The sequence below is a fragment of the Bosea sp. 685 genome, from assembly GCF_031884435.1.
GTDB lineage: Bacteria > Pseudomonadota > Alphaproteobacteria > Rhizobiales > Beijerinckiaceae > Allobosea.
The window spans coordinates 5170264-5192753 of record NZ_CP134779.1; the positions used below are offsets into that span (position 1 = coordinate 5170264).

Annotated in this window: 22 protein-coding genes and 1 pseudogene; 9 read left to right on the forward strand and 14 right to left on the reverse strand. The window is 66.8% G+C overall.

Annotated elements, in window-relative coordinates:
- Positions 1-91: 91 nt before the first annotated feature.
- On the reverse strand, positions 92-706 hold the full coding sequence (locus RMR04_RS25360) for a ribonuclease D (RefSeq protein ID WP_311911239.1): 615 nt from the start codon (positions 704-706) through the stop codon (positions 92-94).
- 312 nt (positions 707-1018) lie between these two features.
- Here RMR04_RS25360 and RMR04_RS25365 point away from each other — a divergent pair, with 312 nt between their 5' ends.
- The 3 genes from RMR04_RS25365 (at position 1019) to RMR04_RS25375 (ending at position 3305) form a co-directional block, all read left to right on the forward strand.
- Entirely contained in the window at positions 1019-1504 is a 486-nt protein-coding gene (locus RMR04_RS25365; protein WP_311911240.1) for a DUF805 domain-containing protein, read from the forward strand.
- A complete protein-coding gene (gene dapE, locus RMR04_RS25370) occupies positions 1444-2649 on the forward strand; it encodes a succinyl-diaminopimelate desuccinylase (RefSeq protein ID WP_311911241.1) in 1206 nt (401 codons plus the stop codon). The genes RMR04_RS25365 and dapE overlap by 61 nt, the downstream gene beginning before the upstream one ends.
- 68 nt (positions 2650-2717) lie before the next feature.
- Entirely contained in the window at positions 2718-3305 is a 588-nt protein-coding gene (locus tag RMR04_RS25375) for a hypothetical protein (protein ID WP_311911242.1), read from the forward strand.
- Positions 3306-3347: 42 nt separating this feature from the next.
- Here the strand turns inward: RMR04_RS25375 and truA are convergent, their stop codons facing one another.
- The 3 genes from truA to RMR04_RS25390 form a co-directional block, all read right to left on the reverse strand.
- Positions 3348-4085, reverse strand: a complete 738-nt coding sequence (gene truA / locus RMR04_RS25380) for a tRNA pseudouridine(38-40) synthase TruA (RefSeq protein ID WP_311911243.1) — start codon at positions 4083-4085, stop codon at positions 3348-3350.
- Between the two features lie 135 nt (positions 4086-4220).
- A complete protein-coding gene (gene fmt / locus RMR04_RS25385) occupies positions 4221-5150 on the reverse strand; it encodes a methionyl-tRNA formyltransferase (protein WP_311911244.1) in 930 nt (309 codons plus the stop codon).
- A 34-nt stretch (positions 5151-5184) separates the two neighbouring features.
- Positions 5185-5706, reverse strand: a complete 522-nt coding sequence (locus RMR04_RS25390; protein WP_311911245.1) for a peptide deformylase — start codon at positions 5704-5706, stop codon at positions 5185-5187.
- A gap of 114 nt (positions 5707-5820) precedes the next feature.
- On the opposite strand from RMR04_RS25390, the gene RMR04_RS25395 reads away from it, so the two are divergent.
- Positions 5821-7008 carry a DNA recombination protein RmuC gene (locus RMR04_RS25395; RefSeq protein WP_311911246.1) on the forward strand — a complete coding sequence of 396 codons (1188 nt, stop codon included), beginning with the start codon at positions 5821-5823 and terminating at the stop codon, positions 7006-7008.
- A gap of 42 nt (positions 7009-7050) precedes the next feature.
- On the opposite strand, the gene RMR04_RS25400 is transcribed toward RMR04_RS25395, so the two are convergent.
- The 5 genes from RMR04_RS25400 to RMR04_RS25420 all read right to left on the reverse strand — a co-directional run bounded on the left by RMR04_RS25400 (position 7051) and on the right by RMR04_RS25420 (position 11390).
- Complete coding sequence (locus tag RMR04_RS25400; protein ID WP_311911247.1) at positions 7051-8052, reverse strand: alpha/beta fold hydrolase; 1002 nt, start codon at positions 8050-8052, stop codon at positions 7051-7053.
- A gap of 124 nt (positions 8053-8176) precedes the next feature.
- Positions 8177-8686, reverse strand: a complete 510-nt coding sequence (locus RMR04_RS25405; RefSeq protein ID WP_311911248.1) for an OsmC family protein — start codon at positions 8684-8686, stop codon at positions 8177-8179.
- A gap of 94 nt (positions 8687-8780) precedes the next feature.
- Positions 8781-9563, reverse strand: coding sequence for an ABC transporter ATP-binding protein (locus tag RMR04_RS25410; RefSeq protein WP_311911249.1), 783 nt, complete (start codon positions 9561-9563; stop codon positions 8781-8783).
- A gap of 12 nt (positions 9564-9575) precedes the next feature.
- Positions 9576-10403 carry an ABC transporter permease gene (locus tag RMR04_RS25415; protein ID WP_311911250.1) on the reverse strand — a complete coding sequence of 276 codons (828 nt, stop codon included), beginning with the start codon at positions 10401-10403 and terminating at the stop codon, positions 9576-9578.
- Between the two features lie 15 nt (positions 10404-10418).
- Entirely contained in the window at positions 10419-11390 is a 972-nt protein-coding gene (locus tag RMR04_RS25420) for an aliphatic sulfonate ABC transporter substrate-binding protein (RefSeq protein WP_311911251.1), read from the reverse strand.
- A 338-nt stretch (positions 11391-11728) separates the two neighbouring features.
- Between RMR04_RS25420 and RMR04_RS25425 the strand changes: the two genes are divergently transcribed.
- The 3 genes from RMR04_RS25425 to RMR04_RS25435 all read left to right on the forward strand — a co-directional run bounded on the left by RMR04_RS25425 (position 11729) and on the right by RMR04_RS25435 (position 15841).
- Positions 11729-14494, forward strand: a complete 2766-nt coding sequence (locus RMR04_RS25425) for a [protein-PII] uridylyltransferase (protein WP_410492289.1) — start codon at positions 11729-11731, stop codon at positions 14492-14494.
- Positions 14495-14602: 108 nt separating this feature from the next.
- Positions 14603-15217, forward strand: a complete 615-nt coding sequence (gene grpE, locus RMR04_RS25430; RefSeq protein ID WP_311911252.1) for a nucleotide exchange factor GrpE — start codon at positions 14603-14605, stop codon at positions 15215-15217.
- Positions 15218-15220: 3 nt separating this feature from the next.
- Positions 15221-15841 carry a trimeric intracellular cation channel family protein gene (locus RMR04_RS25435; protein ID WP_311911253.1) on the forward strand — a complete coding sequence of 207 codons (621 nt, stop codon included), beginning with the start codon at positions 15221-15223 and terminating at the stop codon, positions 15839-15841.
- Positions 15842-15853: 12 nt separating this feature from the next.
- On the opposite strand, the pseudogene RMR04_RS25440 reads toward RMR04_RS25435, so the two are convergent.
- From RMR04_RS25440 to RMR04_RS25450, 3 genes and pseudogenes are all read right to left on the reverse strand, one after another.
- Positions 15854-16473 (reverse strand): annotated as a pseudogene (locus RMR04_RS25440) (alpha-ketoglutarate-dependent dioxygenase AlkB family protein).
- A gap of 10 nt (positions 16474-16483) precedes the next feature.
- On the reverse strand, positions 16484-17290 hold the full coding sequence (gene dapB / locus RMR04_RS25445) for a 4-hydroxy-tetrahydrodipicolinate reductase (protein ID WP_311915944.1): 807 nt from the start codon (positions 17288-17290) through the stop codon (positions 16484-16486).
- A 156-nt stretch (positions 17291-17446) separates the two neighbouring features.
- Positions 17447-18424: a Tim44 domain-containing protein gene (locus RMR04_RS25450; RefSeq protein ID WP_311911255.1), complete on the reverse strand. Its 978-nt coding sequence runs from the start codon at positions 18422-18424 to the stop codon at positions 17447-17449.
- Positions 18425-18619: 195 nt separating this feature from the next.
- Here RMR04_RS25450 and RMR04_RS25455 point away from each other — a divergent pair, with 195 nt between their 5' ends.
- The gene (locus tag RMR04_RS25455; RefSeq protein ID WP_311911256.1) at positions 18620-18964 is read left to right on the forward strand and encodes a hypothetical protein; all 345 of its coding nucleotides are present in this window, start codon (positions 18620-18622) and stop codon (positions 18962-18964) included.
- A gap of 578 nt (positions 18965-19542) precedes the next feature.
- Here RMR04_RS25455 and RMR04_RS25460 read toward each other — a convergent pair.
- Together RMR04_RS25460 and RMR04_RS25465 are read right to left on the reverse strand one after the other, a co-directional pair.
- On the reverse strand, positions 19543-20787 hold the full coding sequence (locus RMR04_RS25460) for an amidase (RefSeq protein ID WP_311911258.1): 1245 nt from the start codon (positions 20785-20787) through the stop codon (positions 19543-19545).
- A 1-nt stretch (position 20788) separates the two neighbouring features.
- On the reverse strand, positions 20789-21016 hold the full coding sequence (locus RMR04_RS25465; RefSeq protein ID WP_311911260.1) for a DUF2798 domain-containing protein: 228 nt from the start codon (positions 21014-21016) through the stop codon (positions 20789-20791).
- Between the two features lie 287 nt (positions 21017-21303).
- On the opposite strand from RMR04_RS25465, the gene RMR04_RS25470 reads away from it, so the two are divergent.
- Positions 21304-22431 carry an extensin-like domain-containing protein gene (locus tag RMR04_RS25470; RefSeq protein ID WP_311911262.1) on the forward strand — a complete coding sequence of 376 codons (1128 nt, stop codon included), beginning with the start codon at positions 21304-21306 and terminating at the stop codon, positions 22429-22431.
- The last annotated feature ends 59 nt before the right edge of the window (positions 22432-22490 follow it).

The following is a 22490-nucleotide window of genomic DNA, read 5'->3' on the forward strand; positions in this document are numbered from 1 at the left end:
TAACGGCTTTTTCGTGTCACCAGCCTGGCGGCATCGCGCCCCTCGCGCCGCCTGCTTTGCTCCAGACAGACGCTGGATGACTTAGAATTTGTCAAGTATGCGCGAAGATATCGTTTTCCGCCCAGCCGGCGAGATCGAGCTCGGCGCGATGGGGCAGGAAGCCGAAACAGGCCTGCGCCAGCTCGGTGCGGCCCTCCCGCGCCAGCATCGCATCCAGCCGCGCCTGCAGCGCATGCAGATGCAGCACGTCGGACGCTGCGTAGGTGAGCTGCGCCTCGCTCAGTGTGTCGGCGCCCCAATCCGAGGATTGCTGCTGCTTCGACAATTCGATTCCCAACAGCTCCCGGACCAGATCCTTCAGGCCGTGGCGGTCGGTATAGGTGCGCGTCAGCTTGGAGGCGATCTTGGTGCAATAGATCGGGCCGGTGACGACACCGAAGGCCTGGCGCAGCACGGCGACGTCGAAGCGGGCGAAATGGAACAGCTTCAGCACCGACGGATCGGTAAGCAGGCGGATCAGGTTCGCCGGCTTCTCGCCGCCTTTCAGAATCTGCACGACATCGGCGGTGCCGTCGCCGCGCGAGAGCTGCACCACGCAGAGCCGGTCGCGATGCGGGTTCAGGCCGAGCGTCTCGGTGTCGATCGCGACGCTCGGGCCGGCAACGAAGCTGTCGGGCAGGTCACCGCGATGGAAACGGATGGTCATGGCGCAAACCTCGCTCTCGAGCAGGATGCGAAAAAGTGGGAACCGGTTTTTCGCATCAATCCTGCTCTAACTCTTTGATGAGAGACGGATTCAGATTTGAGATGGGATCACTCCGTGATTCCATCTCAAATCATCCGGCTCTCGCGGCGCAAGCGCCCCGTGAAACCTAACTGACGCATTCGCTGCGGCAGCCGCTCCGCAGCTAGCGGCGCGGCCGGCGCCATTCAAGCCTTTTCCGCGTTAACCTTCTATTCACCATAAACTTCCTCCGACCGCCGATGCATGCCAGAAATGCAGGATCGGAGCCTCACCATGTCCCTCTTCCGCCTGCTGACCGATTTGGACGGACGCATCGGCCTTAGCCGCTTCTGGCTCGGCAGCGCCCTGGTGGCGCTTATGCTTCTCGCGATCCAGCATGGCGCGCCGCATCTCGCCGGCCGGCATGCCGGCCCGATCATCGCCTTCGCCAATGCCTTTGCCCTGTTTCCCTGGGCCGCGCTGGCGGCCAAGCGCTCGACCGATCGCGGCGGCACGGCGCTGTTTGGCATCCTCTTGGTCTGCGCGATGGTACTGCCCGGCCAGCTCAAGCCGTTCCTGTCATCCTATGCCTGGGGGCCTTCGCTCGACACGATTGCGCTGCTTGCCTGGCTGGTCGCTCTCGTCGATCTGGGGATGCTGCCTTCCGCCCATGACGACGACCGGGTTGCGGAGGCCGCGGCCGATGCTAAAGCGAGAGCATGGACCAGCAGCTCGACACACCCCTCCTCACCTTCGACCCAACCGATCCCGTCGCCCTGACGCAGGCGCTGGTGCGCTGCCCGTCGGTGACGCCGGCAGAGGGCGGCGCCTTGTCGCTGCTCGCGGCCGTGCTGGCTTCGGCAGGCTACAGTGTGCACCGTCCCGTCTTCGGCGCGGACGGCATGCCCGATATCGAGAACCTCTATGCCCGCATCGGCACGGAGGGACCCGTCCTCGCCATCGCCGGCCACAGCGATGTCGTGCCGGTCGGCGACGCCGAGGCCTGGACGCGCGATCCCTTCGGCGGGGAGATCGTCGACGGCGTGCTCTATGGGCGCGGCGCCTGCGACATGAAGGGCGGCCTCGCCGCCATGATTTCCGCCGCCTTGCGCTTTCGCCGCGACAATCCGCAGGCCCCCGGCTCGATCGCCTTCCTGATCACCGGCGATGAGGAAGGCCCCGCCATCAACGGCACGGTCAAGCTGCTGGCTTGGGCGCAGAGCCAAGGCCAGCGCTTCGACCACTGCCTGCTCGGCGAGCCGACCAATCCCGCGAGCATGAGCGACATGATCAAGATCGGCCGACGCGGCTCGCTGACCGGCAAGCTCACCGTCCTCGGCAAGCAGGGCCATGTCGGCTACCCCCACCTCGCCGACAATCCGATTCGCGGCATGGTGCGATTGCTGGCGGCGCTCGACGCGACACCGCTCGATGGTGGCACGACGCATTTCGCCCCGAGCAATCTCGAGGTCACGACGCTCGACGTCGGCAATCCCTCGAGCAATGTCGTGCCGGCGCAGGCCAAGGCCGTGTTCAACATCCGCTTCAACGACAGCTGGACCCCGGAGACACTCGCCGCCGAGATCGAGCGGCGTTTGCGCGAGGCAGCCGGCAACCTGGTGCGGTACGAGCTGACCTTCCAGCCGACCAACGCTGTCGCCTTCCTGACCGAGCCCGGCCCCTTCGTCGCCATGGTCGCGGATGCGGTCGAGGCCGAGACCGGCAAGCGCCCGGCGCTGTCGACCACCGGCGGCACCTCCGACGCCCGCTTCATCAAGACCTATTGCCCGGTGGTGGAGTACGGCGTCGTCGGCCAGACCATGCATCAGATCGATGAGCGCGTCGCTGTGGCGGACCTGACGGCGCTGGAGCGGATCACGCACAGGCTGCTCGACAGCTATTTTGCAGTGCAACATAAGCCTTGACCATCCCGGTCGACGTGCCAATATGAGCCTTAGACGAAAGTCTAAGATTGATTATTGGAGTGTCGGCCATGGCGCTTGCTGCCGATGATGTGGCGCGCTCTCTGCGCGGCTCGTGGCGTCTGATGTCGCAAGGCGCCAAGGCGCTTCCCGAACTCGATTTGTCGAGCGAAGGCTTCCTGCGCTCCTATGGCGCAGCCATCCTGACGCTGCCGGCCGTGATCGCGGTCCTGGCGGCGGAGCGGGCGATGTCGGGCCTGCCCAATGCCGAAGGGCTGTTCCATTCGCCTCCGCTGGTCGTCGCGGTGCTGGCCTCGCAGGCGGCCGCCTTCCTCTGCGTCCCCGGCCTGCTGATCGCGCTCGCTCCACGCCTGGTACGATCGCCCGCTCTCTCCGGCTTCATCATCGCCTGGAACTGGACGGAGATCCTCGCGGCGGGGCTGCTCGCTGTGCCAGCCATGGTCTACGCCATCGGTTGGTCGACGCCGACCATCGCCACGATGCAATGGCTCGGATTCGCGGCGATCGTCGCCCGCCTGCGTTATGCCGCGGCCAAGGCAACCCTCGGCGCGGAAGGCGGCCTCCCCCTGATGATCGTCTGCGCGAGCTTTCTGGGTCAGTTCGCCGTGGCAAGGCAGCTGGGATTGTGGGGCTTCTAGCGTTAGCGCGCCCTGGCTCGGAAACACCCAAGCGGCACGAGCTTAGTAATCCACGCCCGCCAGATAAAGCCCCGAGGGCGGCGCCAGCGCGGCGCATTGCGAGCGGTCGCGCGCGGCCAGAACCTTGCCGAGCTTGTTTTCCGGCCAACGCCCGGCCCCGACCATCTTCAGGCAGCCGACCATGGAGCGGACCTGATGATGCAGGAAGGAGCGGGCATGGACATAGGCCACGATCTCGGCCCCCTCGCGTCGGACGTCGAAGCGGTCGAGCGTGCGCATCGGGCTGTTGGCCTGGCATTCGGCGGCACGGAAGGTGGTGAAGTCGTGATGGCCCAGCAGCGCCTTGGCCGAGCGGTCCATCGCCTCGTGGTCGAGCTTGACCGGCACGTGCCAGAGCCGATTCAGATCGAGCGCCGGCTGGGCGCGACGGTCGAGGATGCGGTAGATGTAATAGCGTCGCTTTGCCGAGATGCGGGCGTCGAAATCATCGGGCACGACCTCTGCGCTGACGACAGCGACAGGCAGGTGTTTCAGCCGCGCATTGGTCGCATCGCGCACGACGTCGCTGCGCCAGTCCTTGTCGAGATCGACATGGGCGACCTGATGCGTCGCATGCACCCCGGCATCGGTGCGGCCGGCGCAATGCAGGCGCACGGCATGACCGCAGAAGCCTTCGATCGATTCCTCGACGCTCTGCTGCACCGACGGCCCGTTAAGCTGACGCTGCCAGCCCGAGAACGGCGTACCGTCATATTCTATGACGAGCTTGTAGCGCGGCATCAGAATCGAGCGCCCCGCAAACCATCATGCGCGCCGTCATCCCGGACAAGCGGCCCTCGGGTCCGGCCTTCGGCCGGCCCAAGGACAGGCTCCGCCGCGCTGATCCGGGATGACGTGGAGGGAAATGCTGCCATGTCAGACCTTATCGCCGGCCTCTAACCTGGCGCCGCGCAGGAATTCCGCCCCGGTGACAGGCCGCCCGCCGGCGCGCTGGACCTGCAGCAGCCTCACCGCGCCCTCCGCACAAGCGACCGTGCCCTCGCCATCGAGCAAAGTGCCGGGCTCGGCCGCCCCGCCCGCCAGCGCCGTGCGCAAGATCTTCAGCCGCTCCGGGCCCTTGCCGAGATCGACCTCGGCGAAGGCGCCGGGAAAGGGCGAGAGGCCGCGCACGAGGTCATGCACCTGCTTGGCTGGACGCGCCCAGTTCAACTTCGCCTCGGCATTGCCGATCTTGGCGGCGTAGGTCACGCCCTCCTCCGGCTGCGGCGTGAAGCGCAAGCCGCCGCGGCCGAGCGCCGCAAGCGCGCGCACCATCAGATCCGCTCCCAGCGGCGCCAGCCGGTCGTGCAATTCGCCCGCCGTCATGTCGGGGCCGATCGCCAAGCTCTCGACCATGCCGACAGGGCCGGTATCGAGGCCCGCTTCCATCTTCATGACGCAAACGCCGCTCTCGGCGTCGCCGGCCATGACAGCGCGCTGAAGCGGGGCCGCGCCGCGCCAGCGCGGCAGCAGCGAGGCGTGGAGATTCAGGCAGCCGAGCTCCGGCAGATCGAGGATCGCCTGGGGCAGGATCATGCCATAGGCGACGACGACCGCGACATCCGCCTGATGCGAGGCGATGGTCTCGACCGCCTCTTCCGACTTCAGGGTCTTGGGCGTGAAGACGGGGATGCCGAAGCGCTCAGCGGCTCGCTGCACCGGCGAGGGCTTGAGATCGAGCCCCCGGCCCGCCTGCGCCGGGGCGCGGGTGTAGCAGGACACGACCTCGTGGCCTTGCCCGATGATCTCGGTCAGGGTCGGCACGGCGAAATCGGGCGTGCCCATGAAGATGACGCGTAAACTCATACGCTGAACATGACCCTAACCATAGCCTTTGCGCTCACGCCGCGCTTTCGCGCTTGGCGACCTTGGCGAAGCGCTTGGTCACGCGCTCACGCTTCAGCCGCGACAGATAATCGATGAACAGCACACCGTTGAGATGGTCGACCTCATGCTGCAGGCAGGTGGCAAGCAGGCCCTCGGCCGCGATCTCCAGGGTCTTTCCGTCCAGATCCATATAGCGCAGCTTGATCGAGGCCGGCCTTTCGACATCCTCGTAATATTCGGGGATCGAGAGACAGCCCTCCTCATGGATGTTCGTCTCCTGCGAGGTCCAGATCACCTCCGGATTGATGAAGACCATCGGGACCTTCTCTTCGTCGTCGCTCTTCGAGAGATCGATCGTCACGATGCGCTTGGGCACGCCGATCTGGATCGCGGCGAGGCCGATGCCGGGCGCGTCATACATCGTCTCCAGCATGTCGGCGGCGAGCGTCTTGATCTCGGGAGTGATCGTATCGACCGGCGCAGAAACCTGGCGCAGGACGGAATCGGGCAGGATAACGAGTGGACGAATGGCCATGGGGGCTCTGCGCGGAATTTTTCGAGGTTGCCGCGACATAAGCACTTGTACGCAAGCGGTCAAACTGTTCCGCTTTCGTTCGAAATCATCGCCCGAATCTGCTAGGCTCTTCCGATGAAAGAGATCGCCTTCATCCTGCTCGACCGTCCCGTAACCTGGGCCGAGGCCGCGCTCGGCTTCGCGGGCTTGAGTCTCCTGCTGCTCGTGCTGGTCGTCGTCTCATCCTGGCGCGGCGCCTCGCGGCGCGCGCTCGAGGCCGCCATGGCGGCTGAGCGCGCTCGCGAGATGGATGACAAGGTCGCCGAAATGAACCGCAGCCAGGCGGAACTGTCGGGCCGCCTGCAGTCGATGGCCGAGATCCTCTCGACGCGGCAGGGCGACCTCGCCCGCCTCGTCGCCGAGCGGATGGATGGTTTGCGCCAGCAGGTCGGCGCCGGGCTGGAGCAGAATGTCCGCCAGACCTCCGAGAGCCTCGGCAAATTGCAGGAGCGGCTCGCCGTCATCGACTCCGCCCAGAAGAACCTGACCGACCTCACCTCCGAGGTGGTGACGCTGAAGGACGTGCTCTCGAACAAGCAGGCACGCGGCGCCTATGGCCAGGGCCGCATGGAGGCGATCATCCGCGACGGGCTGCCCGCCGCCTTCTTCGCCTTCCAGCCCCAGCTCTCCAACGGCAAGCGGCCCGATTGCATGGTGACCCTGCCCGGCGACGGGCGCGGCCTGGTGATCGACGCGAAATTCCCGCTGGAAAGCTTCACCCTGCTGCGCGAGGCGCGCGGCGACGAGGCGAAGAAAGCGGCAGGCGTGCGCGTCCGCAACGATGTCGGCGTGCATGTGAAGGACATCGCCGAGCGTTACTTCCTGCCCGGCGAGACGCAGGATCTGGCCCTGCTCTTCGTGCCGTCTGAATCGATCTATGCCGATCTGCACGAGCATTTCGACGACGTGATCCAGAAGGCGCATCGCGCCCGGATCATGATCGTCTCGCCCTCGCTGCTGGCGCTCGCGATCCAGCTGATGCAGTCGCTGGTGCGCGACGCCCGCATGCGCGAGGAGGCGCAGGTGATCCAGTCCGAGGTCGGCAAGCTGCTCGTCGATGTGCGCCGTCTCGGCGACCGGGCCGAGAAGCTCGACCAGCATTTCCGCCAGGCCCAGGAGGATGTCTCCGGCATCCGCACTTCGGCCGGCAAGATCGCCAGCCGCGGCGAGAGGATCGGCGCGCTTGAGTTCGACGACGCCAAGGCAGCCGAGCCGGCGCTGCCTTTCGCCAAGGGGCTGGCGCTGAAGGCCGCGGCGGAGTGAGCCTGGCCTCGCTGGCGCTTTAACCCTTACTTGAGCAAACCCTCACTTGAGCACCTGGAGGAGCGCGTTGTGAAACTCCTCGGGCGCCTCGACCTGCGGGGAATGGCCAAGTTCGGGGAATTCGACGAGCCGCGCATTGGGAATGGCCTTCGCTGCCTCCCGTCCAAGCTGTTGATAGAGGCCGAGCGTCTTCTGCAGTTCGGGTGAAGCGCGGTTGGCTCCCGGAGCGGTGCGGTCCTTGCCACCGATCATCAGGGTCGTCGGCACCTGGATATTCGGGAATTCATGGACGACCGGCTGGGTGAAGACCATGTCGGAGGTCTGCGCCTGATTCCAGGCGACCGCCTGCCGGCCGTCGCCGGCATACATCCCTGCGAGCATCGCGACCCATTGGTCGTATTCGGGTTTCCAGTTGCCGTTGTAGTAGAAGCGCTGCTGATAGGCCTTGATGCTCTCGAAGCTCGTCTTCAGCTCGCCCTGGAAGGCTGCGTCGAGCGTGCCATAGGGAACGCCCTTGGCCTGCCAGTCCTCAAGCCCGAGGGGATCGACCAGCACGAGGCGCTCGACGGTCCCGGGATACATCAGCGCATAGCGGGCGGCGAGCATGCCGCCCATTGAATGCCCCACGATGATGGCGCGCTGAATGCCGAGCTCCTTCAGCAGCCCCGCCGTATTGGCCGCCAATTGCTGAAAGCTGAACTGATAGCCCGCCGGCTTGGACGATTTGCAGAAGCCGATCTGATCGGGCGCCACGACGCGGTAGCCGGCCTGCGTCAGGACCTTGATGGTCGCATCCCAGGTTCCAGCGCAGAAATTCTTGCCATGCAAGAGCATGACGGTCTGACCATTGGCCTGGCCGCTCGCCTTAATGTCGAGATAGGCCATCTCGAGCGGCTGACGCTGCGAGGTGAAGCCGTGGATCTTGACCGGATAGGCGTAATCGAAGCCTTCCAGCCGGGGTCCATAGGCGGCAATACCCGCTTGCTGGGCGCTGGCCGGCGCCGCCAGGGCAAGCAGAGCGGCGGCTGCGGTGGCGATACGCATCGGGGCGTCCTTCCCTCAGAGATACGGACGCCTTGATAATCCTCAAAGAGGTGACCGGCTCCCGCCATCTCGCCCAGCCGGGATCACGATCCGCTGAGCGAACGCTGCGGCAACTGCTCTAGTCTCAGCCGCGCGCCAGCGCCGCCGAGAGCTCCGGCTTCACGTTCAGGGTCTGGAACACGACGCAATAGCGCTCGGTCAGTTTCAGCAGCGTGTCGAGCTTCTCCTGGGGAGCGTCGGTCTCGACGTCGAAGGAAAGGCGGATCGCCTTGAAGCCGACGGGCGCGTCCTTGGCGACGCCGAGCGTGCCGCGGAAATCGAGATCGCCCTCGGCCCGGACGGTACCCTTCTTCAACTCGATCTCGAGCGCGGTCGCGACCGCCTTCAGCGTCACGCCGGCGCAGGCGACGAGCGCCTCGAGCAGCATGTCGCCGGAGCAAAGCTCGGCACCGGAACCTCCGGTCGCCGGGTGCAGGCCGGCAAGCGCGATGGCGCGGCCGGTCTCGACCTTGCAGGCGATGTGCTGGTCGTCGAGCTCGCCGCGCGCCTTCAGCGTGATGACGGCCGCATCGGGCGTCTCGCGATACTGGTCCTTGAGCGGGGCCTGGAGGGCGCGCAGGGCTGTGACGTCCATGGTTTCAACCTTCTTGGGACAAGCGACGATGCCCGTCGCAGATAATGCTGCCTGCCGCACCAGACCAGAGCCGCCGGCGCAGGGCCGGGCAACCCTACCACCACATCCCCGCCGTCTCGGCGGTCTTGTGCTGCTGCGGCTCCTCGTCTCGTAGCGAACGGTCGAGCGTGCGCAAAACCTCGCGCTTGCTCACCTCGAAGGTGGGCGAGAGCCGGTCGCGCGGGCGGGCAAGCGGGTTGTCGAGTTCGTCGAAGATGCGGCCGGGCTTGGGCTGCATCACGATGATGCGGTCGGCCAGCGTCACCGCCTCCTCGACATCATGCGTCACCATCACCACGGTCGGCCGGCTTTCCTCCCAGAGCGCCAGCAGATGGCCGTGCAGGCTCGCGCGCGTCGTGGCATCGAGCGCCGAGAAGGGCTCGTCCATCAGCAGCAGCTTCGGCCGCGTGATCAGCGCTCGGGCGATGGCGACGCGCTGCTGCTGGCCGCCGGAGAGCTCGCGGGGCCAGCGTTTCTCATAGCCGGCGAGCCCGACGCGGACGAGCGCATTGGTCACCAGCCCCTCGCGCTCGAAGGCGGAGAGATGCGAGAGCCCGAAAGCGACATTGTCGATGACGCTGAGCCAGGGAAACAATCGCGGCTCCTGGAAGATCACGCCGACATCGGCGCGCGGCTCATGGATCGCCTCGCCGTCGAGCAGGATGCGCCCGGCGCTCGGCCGGTCGAGGCCCGCGATCAAGCGGAGCAATGTGGTCTTGCCGCAGCCGGAGCCGCCGACAAGGGCGAGGATCTCGCCCGCCGCCACGCTGGCGGTGATCGCCGACAAGGCGTGGGTGCCGTCGGCATAGGTTTTCGAGAGGGTCTCGAAGCTCAGCATCGGGGATGCCTTTCAGAGCGTGTCGCGGCCGAGATCCTGCCAGGCGAGGAAAGGCCGCGTAATGGCGAGCAGCAGCCCGTCGGCCAGCTTGCCGAGCACGGCGAAGCTGATGATGGCCGCGATGATGGTGTCGGGGCGGCCGAGCTGCTGGCCGTCCACGAGCAGGTAGCCGAGGCCTTCGCTCGCGCCCATGATCTCGGCTGCGACCACGAACATGAAGCCGAGGCCTAGCCCTGAGCGCAGCGCCGTGAACCAGGCCGGCAGGATTGCCGGCAGCAGGACGCGCCGGACCATGGCGAGCCGGCCAAGCCGGAAGACGCGGCCGACCTCGACGATCCGACGATCGATGCCCTGGATCGCGGCCGCCACCCCGAGATAGACCGGGAAGAACACGCCGACCGCGATCAGCGCAACCTTCGAGGCCTCGAAGATGCCGAACCACAGGATGAACAACGGCACCCAGGCGATCGAGGGGATCGCGCGCAGCGCCTGAAGCGTCGGGTCGAGCAGGCCGCGCGCAACAGGCAATGCCCCCGTCAATGCACCCAGAACCGTGCCGACGCCCGCACCCAGTCCGAAACCGGCGGCGACACGCCAGAGCGTCGCCGTGACATGGGTCAGGAGCTCGCCCGAGGCCGCTAGGCCCCAGAGCGTCCGCCCGACCACGCTGGGCGGCGGCATCAGGCGGCCATTGGCGATACCGGCCCGGACCAGGAGCTCCCAGAGCGCGGCGAGCGCGATCGGCAGCAGCCAGCCGGCGAGACCGAGGCGACGAGACCTGATGCCGGGCGAGCCCGGAGCTTTCGCCTGCGTCGCTGCCGCGATCTCCAGCGTGCTCATCCGGCCTCGACCGTCTCAGTTGGTCGCGGCGAAGCGCCGGTCGAGCAGATCGTCGACGACCGCCTTCACATCCGTGGCGGCGGGCAGCACGCCGGCTTCCTTCAGGGCGAGGCCGGCGGCGATGATCGTATCGGCCTGCGCCTGGCCGATGCTGGAATGCGTCAGCTCGGTGCGGGTGAGCTGGCGCTCGATCACGGCATCCGAGAGCTTGGTGTAGTCGATCAGCGTCTTCTTCAGCTCGGCCGGATTGGCAAGCGCATAGGCGCGCGCCTCCTCATAAGCGGCGATGACCTTGCGCACGAGGGCCGGGTTCTCCTTGGCGAAGGCCTCGCGGACATTGAGGATGCCCCAGGTGTTGTCCTCAGCCTTGCGGTAGAAGAGTTTTGCGCCGCTCTCGACCTCGGCCGCCGCCATCAGCGGGTCGAGCCCGGCCCAGGCATCGACGTCGCCGCGCTCCAGAGCGAGACGGCCATCGGCATGCTGCAGCAGGACGAGCTTGACGTCCTTCTCGGTCAATTTGGCCTCGGCCAGCGCCCTGACCAGGAAGATATGCGGGTCGGTGCCGCGCGTCACGGCGACGCGCTTGCCCTTGAGATCGGCGACCTTGGTGATCTCGCTCTTGGCGCCGGTGACCAGCGCGGTCCATTCCGGCCGCGAATAGACATAGATCGACTTGATCGGGTTGCCGTTGATCTTGCCGATCAGGGCGGCGGCACCCGCGGTCGAGCCGAAATCGAGCGAGCCGGCATTGAGGAATTCGAGCGCCTTGTTGGAGCCGGCCGACTGGACCCAGCGCACGGCGATGCCCTCGGGAGCGAGCGCCTTTTCGAGGATGCCACGCTCCTTCAGCACGAGGCTGACGGGGTTGTAGGTCGCGTAGTCGATACGGATTTCCTTGGGAGCCTGCGCGAAGGCGGTTGCAGCGCCCAGAGCGAGCGAGGCGGCGGCGAAACCGGCGATGGCGAGGCGGCGTGTGAGCGTGATCATGATCGATCCCTTGTTGCGATGACGCGCAGGGATCGGGACAGACTCGCAAGCCTGCCCTTGGCCCCGACGCTTTAGCTGCACTTATTTCGCGCCCGCAAGCTGCTGGCTCAAATCGGCGCGTATCCGTCTTTTAGGTCCGCTCGTTCTGTTTGTCAAACACGACATCTAGCGGTGTTGAATTATAAATTACACATACTGATGATGTGTAATTTATCTGCTTTGCGAATCCCGCCAGCATGTTAACGAGCGGAATGGGCCGAGGCCGCATGGCCCGGAATCGAGGGTGAGCCGCCGTGTCGTCCGTCGCCGATCAGCCGCGCCTCGCGCTCGCCGAGGTGCTGGAGAACCCCGCCCAGGCCGTCGCGAACCTCGTCGCCCGATTGGGCAAACCCTCCACCGCCGAGATGCGCCAGGCGCTGGTGGCGCATCTGCGCCGCGTGCTCGAGGAGGGCCACGCCTCGGCCAAGGATCTGCTCGCCGGCCCGCGCAACGGATTAGCCTGCGCCGAGCGCATCTCCGCGACGATGGACGGGATCGTCGCCTGCCTGCACATCGCGGCGAGCGAGCATTTCTACCAGGCGGTCAACCCGTCGCAATCCGAGCGCATCGCCGTCGTCGCGGTCGGCGGCTATGGCCGCGGCACGCTCGCGCCGGGCTCCGATGTCGACCTGCTGTTCCTGTTCCCGCACAAGCAGACCGCCTGGGGCGAGAGCGTGGTGGAGGCGATGCTCTACCCGCTCTGGGACCTGAAACTGAAGGTCGGCCACTCCGTGCGCTCGATCGACGACTGCATGCGCGAGGCGCGCGCCGACATGACGATCCGGACCGCGCTGCTCGAAGCGCGTTTCCTGATCGGCGACAGATCGCTCTTCGACGAGATGGTGCGCCGCTTCGGGGCCGAGGTGATGGAGGGCACGGCGCCCGCCTTCACCGAGGCCAAGCTCGCCGAGCGCGAGACGCGTGTGCGCCGCGCCGGCACCTCGCGCTATCTGGTCGAGCCCAACGTCAAGGACGGCAAGGGCGGCCTGCGCGACCTCAACACCCTGTTCTGGATCGCGAAATACGCCTATCGGGTCGATGACGTCAGCGAACTGGTCTCCGCCGGCCTGTTCGACCGCAAGGAACTCGTGATGTTCCAGCGTTCGGAGGAATTCCTCTGGCGCGTGCGCTGCTGGATGCATTTCATCACGGGCCGGGCCGAGGAGCGCCTGTCCTTCGACCTCCAGCGCCAGGTCGCCGCCGCGATCGGCTATGCCGGGCGCAGCGGCCAGGCGCCGGTCGAACGCTTCATGAAGGCCTATTTCCTCGTCGCCAAGGATGTCGGCGATCTGACCGCCATCGTCTGCGCGGCGCTGGAGGCGCGCCAGCAGAAGCCGCGCGCCTCGCTCTCGCGCCTGCTCGGCTCCTTCGCCAAGCGCAAACGCGTACGCGCGCTCGGCCACCCCGATTTCACGCTGAAGAGCCAACGCCTCAACGTCGTCGACGACAACGCCTTCCGGCGCGACCCGGTCAATCTGCTGCGGCTCTACGAGATCGCCAGCCGCGACGACATCGCCATCCATCCCGACACCAGCCGCCTGGTGACGCAGTCGCTGCGCCTGGTCACGGCGCAATTGCGCCACGATCCCGAAGCCAACCGCATCTTCCTGGAGATCCTGACCGGGCGGCGCTCGCCGGAACCGGTGCTGCGGCGGATGAACGAGTCCGGCCTGCTCGGACGCTTCATCCCGGATTTCGGCCGCGTCGTCGCGATGATGCAGTTCAACATGTATCATCACTATACGGTCGACGAGCATTTGATCCGCTCGATCGGCGTATTGGCGGAAATCGATGCCGGCGTTCTCGAAATCGAGCATCCGCTCGCCAACGAGATCATGCCGAACCTCGCCAATCGCCGGGCGCTCTATGTCGCCTTGTTCCTGCACGACATCGCCAAGGGCCGGCTCGAGGACCACTCGATCGCCGGTGCCAAGATCGCCCGCAAGCTCTGCCCCCGACTGGGCTTGAGCGAGGCGCAGACCGAGACGGTCGCCTGGCTGGTCGAGCACCATCTCGACATGTCGACCGTCGCCCAGAGCCGCGATCTCGGCGACCCCAAGACGATCGAAACCTTTGCCGCGACCGTGCAGACGCTGGAGCGGTTGAAGCTCTTGCTCATCCTCACCGTCGCCGACATCAAGGCGGTCGGCCCCGGCGTCTGGAACGGCTGGAAGGGCCAGCTCCTGCGCACGCTCTATTATGAGACCGAGATCGTGCTCGCCGGCGGCTATTCGGTGATCGAGCGCAAGGCCCGCGTCGAGAAGAAGCAGGATGCGCTGAAGGAACAGCTCGCCGATTGGCCCGAGACCGAGCGCAACGCCTATCTCGCCCGCCATTATCCGCCCTACTGGATCAAGACCGACCTCGCCCGCCAGGAGAAGCACGCCCGTTTCCTGCGGCAGGCCGAGAGCGAGGGCCGCACCACTGCGACCGCCGTCGAGACCGACCAGTTCCGCGGCATCACCGAGCTCACCATCCTGGCGCCTGACCATCCGCGCCTGCTGGCGATCGTCACCGGGGCCTGCGCAGCGGCCGGCGGCAACATCGTCGACGCGCAGATCTTCACCACCACCGACGGGCTCGTGCTCGACACGATCTCGGTCTCGCGCGCCTTCGACCGCGACGACGATGAACTGCGCCGGGCCGAGCGGATCGCGGTTGCGATCGAGCGCGCGTTGAAGGGTGAGATCAAGATCGCGGATCTGGTGGCGCAGCGCCGCGCTCCGCCGCCGCGCGGCCAGACCTTCCAGCTCCCGCCCGAGGTCATCATCGACAATGTGCTCTCGGCCCGCCACACCGTGCTCGAGGTCTCGGGGCTCGACCGGCCCGGCCTGCTCTACGATTTGACCACATCGATCGGGAAGCTCAACCTCAACATCGCCTCGGCCCATATCGCCACGTTCGGCGAGAAGGCGGTCGACGTGTTCTACGTCACCGACCTGACGACGGCGAAGATCGTCTCGACCGCGCGCCAGCTCGCCATTCGCAGGGCGCTGCTCGACGTCTTCGCCTTCGATCACGACAAGCCGGCTGCGGCCAAGGCCAAAGCGCCCGCACGCGCTTGATTTCGCAGGCTACAAGTCCGATATCGGCCCGGAACGCCGTTGCGCCCTTCGCCTGCGCCGGCCCCCGATCCGCCTGGAATTGCGATCTATTTGGAATTGGATGACGCCATGACGCAGAAGCCTGCGAAAGAAGAGCCCGAGATCGACACCGCGACCAGCGAGGAACTGGCCAATGAGGCCGCCTCCAATGCCGAGGCCGATCTCGCCCGGCTGGAATCCGAGCGCGACGACTTCAAGGACAAGCTGCTGCGCACGCTGGCCGACATGGAGAATCTGCGCCGGCGCACCGAGCGCGAGATCTCCGACGCCAAGGCCTATGCGGTGACGAGCTTCGCCCGCGATATGCTGGCCTCGGCCGACAATCTGCGCCGCGCGCTGGAGAGCGTGCCGGAAGCCGCGCGCACTGGGGCCGAAGCGGCACTGGCAGCGCTGATCGAGGGCGTCGAGCTGACCGAGCGCGACCTGCTGAAGACGCTGGAGCGCCACGGCGTGCGCAAGATCGATCCGCAGGGAGAGAAGTTCGATCCCAACCTGCATCAGGCCATGTTCGAGGCGCCCGATGCCGAAACGCCCAAGGGCATGGTCTCCAAGGTCGTGCAGTCCGGCTACAAGATCGGCGAGCGCGTGCTGCGGCCGGCCCTGGTCGGCGTCTCGGCCGGCGCGCCCAAGCCGCAGGAACCCTCGACCCCGGACACCTCCGGCAGCACTCCGTCCGGCCACTGAGACGTGCTCGAAGCCGCCGGCGTCGCCGTCTTTGCATTGACTGGCGCGCTGGTCGCGACCCGCAAGGGCATGGACCCGTTCGGCTTCATCCTGCTCGCGACGGTGACCGGCGTCGGCGGCGGCACGCTGCGCGATCTTCTGCTTGGGCGCATCGTCTTCTGGGTGCGCGATCCCAGCGATGTCCTGGTCTGCTCGGGCGTCGCGCTTGCAGCCTGGGCCACCGCCTATTTCAGGCCCGGCATGCTGGATGGCTGGGCCGGCAAGCGCCTGCTGATCTGGGCCGACTCGGCCGGGCTCGCGCTCTTTGCCGTTGCCGGCACGCTGAAGGCGCTCGATGTCGGCATCTCGCCCCTGTCAGCGACCGCGCTCGGCGCGATGACCGCCTCCTTCGGCGGCATCCTGCGCGACATCCTGGCCGGCGACCGGCCGATGGTGCTGTGGAGCCGCGATTTCTACGTCACAGCCGCAGCCGCGGGGGCAGCGATGACCGCGCTTCTGTCGAGCCTGGTGATCGAACCGGTCATCGTCATGCTCGTCGGCATCGTGACCACCTTCGGCCTGCGGGCTGGCTCGATCCTGTTCGGCTGGTCGTTCCCGAACCTGCCGGGCTCGGGATCGTCCTGACGATGCCTGCCATCAAGCGGGTTTGGTCACACGCCGCAATGTCAGGTTGATCCGCCCGCCTTGCGGCAACAGGCTCGACGAGCCCGCCAGGATGCGGTCGATGCCGTGATAGGCGAGCCTGGCCTCCCCCCAAACAGCAGAGCATCGCCGGAGGCGAGCTTCAGCGACATCGTCTTGCCGCCCCGCTCCGTACCGCCGATGCGGAACACGGCGGTATCGCCCAGCGACAATGACAGCACCGGCGCCTCGAAATCCTGCTCGTCGCGGTCCTGATGCAGGCCCATCCTGGCGCTCGCCTCATAGAAATTGACCAGGCAGGCCTCGGGCGGGTGCGGATAATCCGCCAGCTCCCGCCAGGCCTGCGTCAGCAGCGCTGGCATAAGCGGCCAGGCCAGGCCCGTCTCGGGATGGAGCGGCTGGTAGCGATAGCCATGCTCGTCGGAGACCCAGCCGAGCGAGCCGCAATTGGTCATCCGCACCGAGAAGGGTTTTCCGGTCCTGGGCATGCGCGGGGAGAAGAAGGGCGCCTGCCGCGCCACCTCGCGCAGATCGGCGACGAGCGCGGCCTGCGCCTCGGCCGGGAGATAGCCCGGCCAATGGATCACGCCGGGCGCGATCGCGAGGCGCGTCATGTCGAGACGCTCAGAGACTGTCGAGCCCGAGCACATCGGCCATGGAATAGAGCCCGGGCTTGCGGCCCCTGCCCCAGAGCGCGGCCTTGACCGCCCCTTGTGCGAAGAGACTGCGATCCTCCGCGATGTGGGAAAGCTCCAGCCGCTCTCCGGTTCCCGCGAAGATCACCTTGTGGTCGCCAACCACGGTGCCGCCGCGCAGCGCCGCGAAACCGATCGTGCCGGGCTGGCGCGCGCCGGTGTGACCGTCGCGCACGGCGACACGGGCCTCGCTCAGATCGACCGCACGGCCCTCTGCCGCCGCCTCGCCCAGCATCACGGCCGTGCCCGAGGGCGCATCGACCTTCATGCGGTGATGCATCTCGACGATCTCGATGTCCCAATCCGTGCCGAGCGTGGCCGCGACCTTGCGCACGAGGCCGGCCAGCAGATTGACGCCGAGGCTCATATTGCCGGAGCGGATGATGGCAGCATGGCGGGCCGCAGCCTCCAGCTTCGCCAGATGCTGCGGCTCCAGACCGGTGGTGCCAACGATATGGGCAATGCGCGCCTGCGCGGCGAGGGCCGCGAAGGAGACCGTGGAGTCAGGCGTCGTGAAATCGAGCACGCCCTCGGCCTCGACGAAGGCCGGCAAGGCCTCGTCGGTCACGTCGACGCCGCAGGCCGGCAGGCCGGCAAGCACGCCGGCATCCTGCCCGACCACACCAGAACCCGGCCGCTCCACCGCAGCCGACAGGACGCAGCCCGGCGTCTCATGGATCGCTTTGATCAGCATCCGGCCCATGCGCCCGGCGGCACCGACGACGACAAGACGCATGTCGCTCATGAGAAGAACTCCGGAAAGCAGGTTGGCCTATCCGCCCGCCTATAGGACGAATCGGACAGGCGCGACACCCAAAACCCGGGCCAGACGAAAAACGGCCGGGTTGCCCCGGCCGTCATGTCATTCAGTATCGCTGGATCAGGCTGCGGCTCAGGCCGCGGCCTGGATCCCCGAGAGCTTCCAGGCGCCGCCACGCTCGCGCAGGAAGGTCCAGTGTTCGGTGACCTCCTGGGCAACGGTGGCGTTGCCATCGACGACCTTGCCGCTGGCGCGCTCATACAGCGCGTTGATCAGGCTGAAGCGCATCGCGACCGTGGCGTAGTCGGCATCGCCCTCGCGCCAGGCTTCCGCGAGGTCGCCCTTCAGCAGCTTGACGTCGGAGACGCGGTCGACGAGGCCCTTTTTGGCATTGCCCGAGAGATCCTCGTCGAAATAACCGAACATCTCCGGCGTGACGCGCTGGCGCAGGCCGGCCTCGTCCTCATTGGAATAGGCCGCGTTGACCTCCGTCAGCAGGCGCTCGAAGGCGTTGAAATCCTCGCCCGTCAGCTGGATCGGCTGGGTCTGCGGCGCGGCGGAGCCGCCGCCCATCATGCCCATGCGGGCGGCCTGGTTCTGGGCCTGCGGCTGGTAAGCCTCACGCGGCAACGGAGCGCCGGCGCCGGCGAGCTGCGGCTCGGAACGGCGACGGAAGAAGCGCAGCGCCAGCCAGATCAGGCCGCCGATCAACGCGATCTGCATCAGGAAGCCGAAAACACCGGCAAGCGAGGCCAGGCCGCTGAAGAAGCCGGAGCCCGACAGCATGCCGAACAGGCCCGCGCCGAGCAGGCCGGCGCCAAGGCCCATCATCAGGTTGCGCGCCATCGAAGGCCGGGCCGCCTGGGCGGCGGCTCCGCCGGCGGCGCCCGCCATCGGAGCGGCAGGCGACGGCGTCGCGCTGCGCTGGAAGGGCTGCGCCCCGTTGGGGGCCGTATCCGTGCGCGAAGGCGCCGATTCGGTGCGCATGCCGCGGCTGCCGAAGCTCTTGCCACCGCCAGGCCGCGCCTCAGCGACAACGGGGACGATCAGCAGCGCACCAGCGAGAAAAGCGATAGCCCGGCCACGCCGGGCGAGCGAAATCAAAGACATGGTTCCTCCCGGAGCCCGCCTCGGGCTCTCTTGCCGCCAATATGGTCAGCCATCATAGCGGTTACAAGACCGATCTCGCCAAGTATCTACGACTAAAGTCGTAGTTCTCTACGGCAAAGGATTTGAGAGCCATCTCAAGTCGTGCTAGTTTTAGCCCGCTTGACCGGCCTGGCCGGCAGCGAGAGGGATCGAGCCATGCGCAGGATCTCATCGGGACTGGTTCCGGCGCTGCTGCCGTCTTGGTCGCAGCAGCCTTGGTCGCTGCAGCCTTGGCTTGCCGCTTTTGCCCTGTTGCCCTTGCTCGGCGTGCTCTTGCTCGGCGCGTCAGCCCGGGCGCAAGACCGCGCCATCCCCTTCGATCCGCCGCGTCTGGCGCAGTCGCCCGAGCCGCTCTGCTACTGCTGGAGCGAGGGCCGCAAGATCGCCGAAGGCGCCATCGCCTGCATCAGGACAACGCAAGGACGGCGACTGGCGGCCTGTGGCCGGGTCATCAACATGATGTCCTGGGAGGTCACCGAGAACCCCTGCCCGGAAAGCTGAATCAGCCTCCGGATCCTGCCGTTTGTGTGTGGAACCACGGCGTCATCCTGGCCGTAGCCCCCGGGTCCGATCTTCGATCGGCCCAAGGATAAACTCCGCCGAGCGCCGGGTCCATCGTAGGGCATCGAGCTTTACGATGGATCCCGGATCTGCGCGGCGGAGCCTGTCCTTGGGCCGGCCAAAGGCCGGACCCGAGGGCCGCTTGTCCAGGATGACGCAGTGGTTCCGAGCGATGACACGATGGCCGGGCCAAGGCGGCCTGCTCAAAACGAAAGCGCCGCCAGGAGTGTCCCCGGCGGCGCTCGTCAAAGGCTCTTGTGGTCCATTCGACTCGAGACTGACGTCTGTCAGAACGCTCCCAGCACGATTGCCATCATAAAAAGGAAGGCCGCACCCATGACCAAACGGTCGAGACGTAGCGTGAGGCTCATCACATCCTCCTGTGTCATTGACCTGTCGCAAGGCTAGCAGAACTGGCGAAGGCTGCAAGGGGGCGGCACCGTGACGAGACGGGGGCGCAGCCAAGAGTATGGCTAAAATTTGATTAAAGCATTGAATTGTTTTGGGGACAGTTTCGGTTAGCGGGTTGGTTCAACACGCGTTTCCAGCGCCTTCGCCGCTGCGATGACACGATCATCACAGCCAAATCCGCTTATGACCTGAATCCCGACCGGCAGACCGCGCGGACCACGCATCACCGGGATCGTCAGGCATGGCACGCCGAGCAGGGTCCAGAGCCGGTTGAAGCGGGCATCGCCCGTCGAGGCCAGCGTGTCGGGCGCCTCACCGGGGGCGGCATAGCTCACCACGACATCGACCTGGCCGAAGAAGGTGCGGGCCACATCGCGGCCACGCCGCGAGATCCGGCGCGCCTCGTCATACTGCGCCGGCGTGACGCTGCGGGCTCCGTCGAGATAGGCGCGCAGCTTCGGCGCGATCTGCTCGCGATGCTCGGCATATTCCCAGGCCAAAGCCTGCGTTGCCTCATAGCCCTGTAGCGGCACATGAGCATGAAAGGCTTCCGACAAGGCCTGCGGGCTTTCGAGCTCGACGATTTGCGCCCCGGCCCCGGTCGCGATCTCGCAGAAGCGTTGCAACGCCGCCTCAGCAGCCTCCTCGGGCGCGCCGGCGAAATCCTGCCGGGTCACGCCGATGCGCAGGCCCTTCAGCTCTGCTGCGGCAGCGTCAAGCTCGGGCCGGCCCGTCATCGTGGCGAGCGCCAGGCCGAGATCATCGGCGCTTGCCGCCATCAGGCCCAGCGTGTCGAGCGACCAGGAGAACGGCTTCACACCGACTGTCGGCAGCAGCGCATAGGACGGCTTGATGCCGGCCACGCCGCAATAGGCACTCGGCCGGATCACCGAGCCGCCGGTCTGCGTGCCGATGGCGAGCGGGACCATGCCGGCCGCCACGCCCGCGGCCGAGCCCGCCGAGGACCCGCCAGGACTCGCGCCGAGGTCATGGGGGTTACGGGTCGGCGCCGGATCGCTGGCGGCGAAGGCCGTGGTGTGGGTCTTGCCGGCGACGGTCGCACCGGTCGCCTTCAGCATCATCACGATCGGAGCATCGGAGCGCGGCCGCCAGCCCTCATAGATCACCGAGCCCATCTGCGTCGGCAGGTCGGCTGTGTCGATGATGTCCTTGACCCCGCAGGCGATGCCGGCAAGCGGACCCGCCCCCGCGACAAGCTCGGCCGGGCGGCTGGCGAAGGCCTGGATGGACGGCTCGGATTCGGCGATCCGCGCAGCGCTCAGCGCCAGCGCATCGGCTGCCGTGATCTCGCCCCCTGCAATCCGGCGCAGGATGTCGCGCAAGCTCTGCATGCTATTCTCCAATGACCTTGACGATGAGGGCGGTCCCTCGCCGTGCGAGCGGAATCGCGAGGAAGGCGGCGCAGGCCGCGCAGGGCCAGGCGATGACGAAGGCGTGCAGCCACTGCGCCACGAAATCCGGCGGGAAGCCGAGATTGAGATAGGTCACCAGCGCCGTCATCAGGAAAGCCATGACGCCGGCCATGAGCACGGGAAAGATGAAACGGGCCTTGCCTGTCATGGCTGACGATCTCCAGACGCTCCATGCTGTCTCGCATGCGGCGAGCCAGCCGCACCAGCCTGCTTTCGGACATGGCCGCCCGCGGTGATCTCACGGCTCATCGGCGTCGCCATAACCGGGCCCTTCCCCTCGCTCTGGGGGCGATTGATGCGTCAAGTGACCTTGGGACAGGCTTCGGCGGCGCCTTAAGATCCCGTTAACCGCAGCGCCAAAGTTAATCCAGCTGTTGCGCGGCGGGCTCAGGCGGTTGAGAAACCGTTCACCAAACGGGTCGCATTTGATCGGTCATGCGACGCGTTCACCTCACCCTCATCGCTCTTGGCGTGATCGGCGCCGGCCTTGCCGGCTGCGGAAAATTCCAGAAGCCGCAGCGTGCGGCCTGGCGCGACCAGGCCGAAGCCGAGTGCCTGGCCTCGCGCCAGGTGCAGCTCTCCTCCTATGTCAGCCTGCGCAGCAAGCCGATCGACGGCCCCGGCACCTGCGGCATGGAAAAGCCGCTCAAGGTTTCCGCCTTCGCCAATGGCGGCATCGGGCTGACGAGTTCGGCCACGCTCGCCTGCCCCGTCGTCGCGACCACCGATAAATGGCTCGCTGAGGTCGTCCAGCCCGCCGCCCAGAACGTTCTCGGCGCGCAGGTCATCGAGATGCGCGCCGGCTCCTATTCCTGCCGCGCCATGAACAACGGCACCGGCACCAGCCGCACCTCCGAACACGCCTATGGCAATGCGCTGGACGTGTTCTCCTTCCGGCTCAATGACGGGCGCAACATCACGGTCAAGGACGGCTGGCGCGGCTCGCCGGAGGAGCAGAACTTCCTGCGCGAGGTGTTCGTCGGCGCCTGCGAGAACTTCTCGACCGTTCTCGGACCCGGCTCGAACGTGTTCCACTACGACCATATCCATATCGACCTGGCCCGGCATGCCAAGGGTCGGCACATCTGCAATCCGGTCATCAAATACACCCCGAACTACAATCTGCCGCCGCCGGATCCGGCGCGACCGTTCCGCTCGGCCGAGCAGCCGCGCGAGCAGCGCGACGAGATCGGGGCGCTCATCGCCGGCGGTCCAATGCTGCGCCAGCCGGGCGACGGCTTGCGGCCGCCGGGCTCGGTGCAGGGCGGCTATCCCGTCGCGACCAATCGCGGCGGCCAGGGCCTCGACGCGCAGCGGCGCTTCATCGAGGAGCCCGCGAGCGAGCCGCTCAACCAGTCGCGCTACCGGCCGCAGCCGCTGCCGAGCGAACAGCGCGGCCCGCTGACCTTGCCGGGTTCGGTGCCGCCGACGGAAGAGGTGATCGTCGGCGACGATGAGGGCACCGGCGTGCTCGACCAGGAAGGCATGGAGCAGGCCAAGCCCGTGATCACGCCGCAGAACGATCCGTTCGCCTATAGCTCGGGGCGGACACAGCGCCGGTAAGCTGAAATCAGGCCTCGAATTAACCGCGCCACGTCATTGCGAGCACCCGGGTCTTGCCT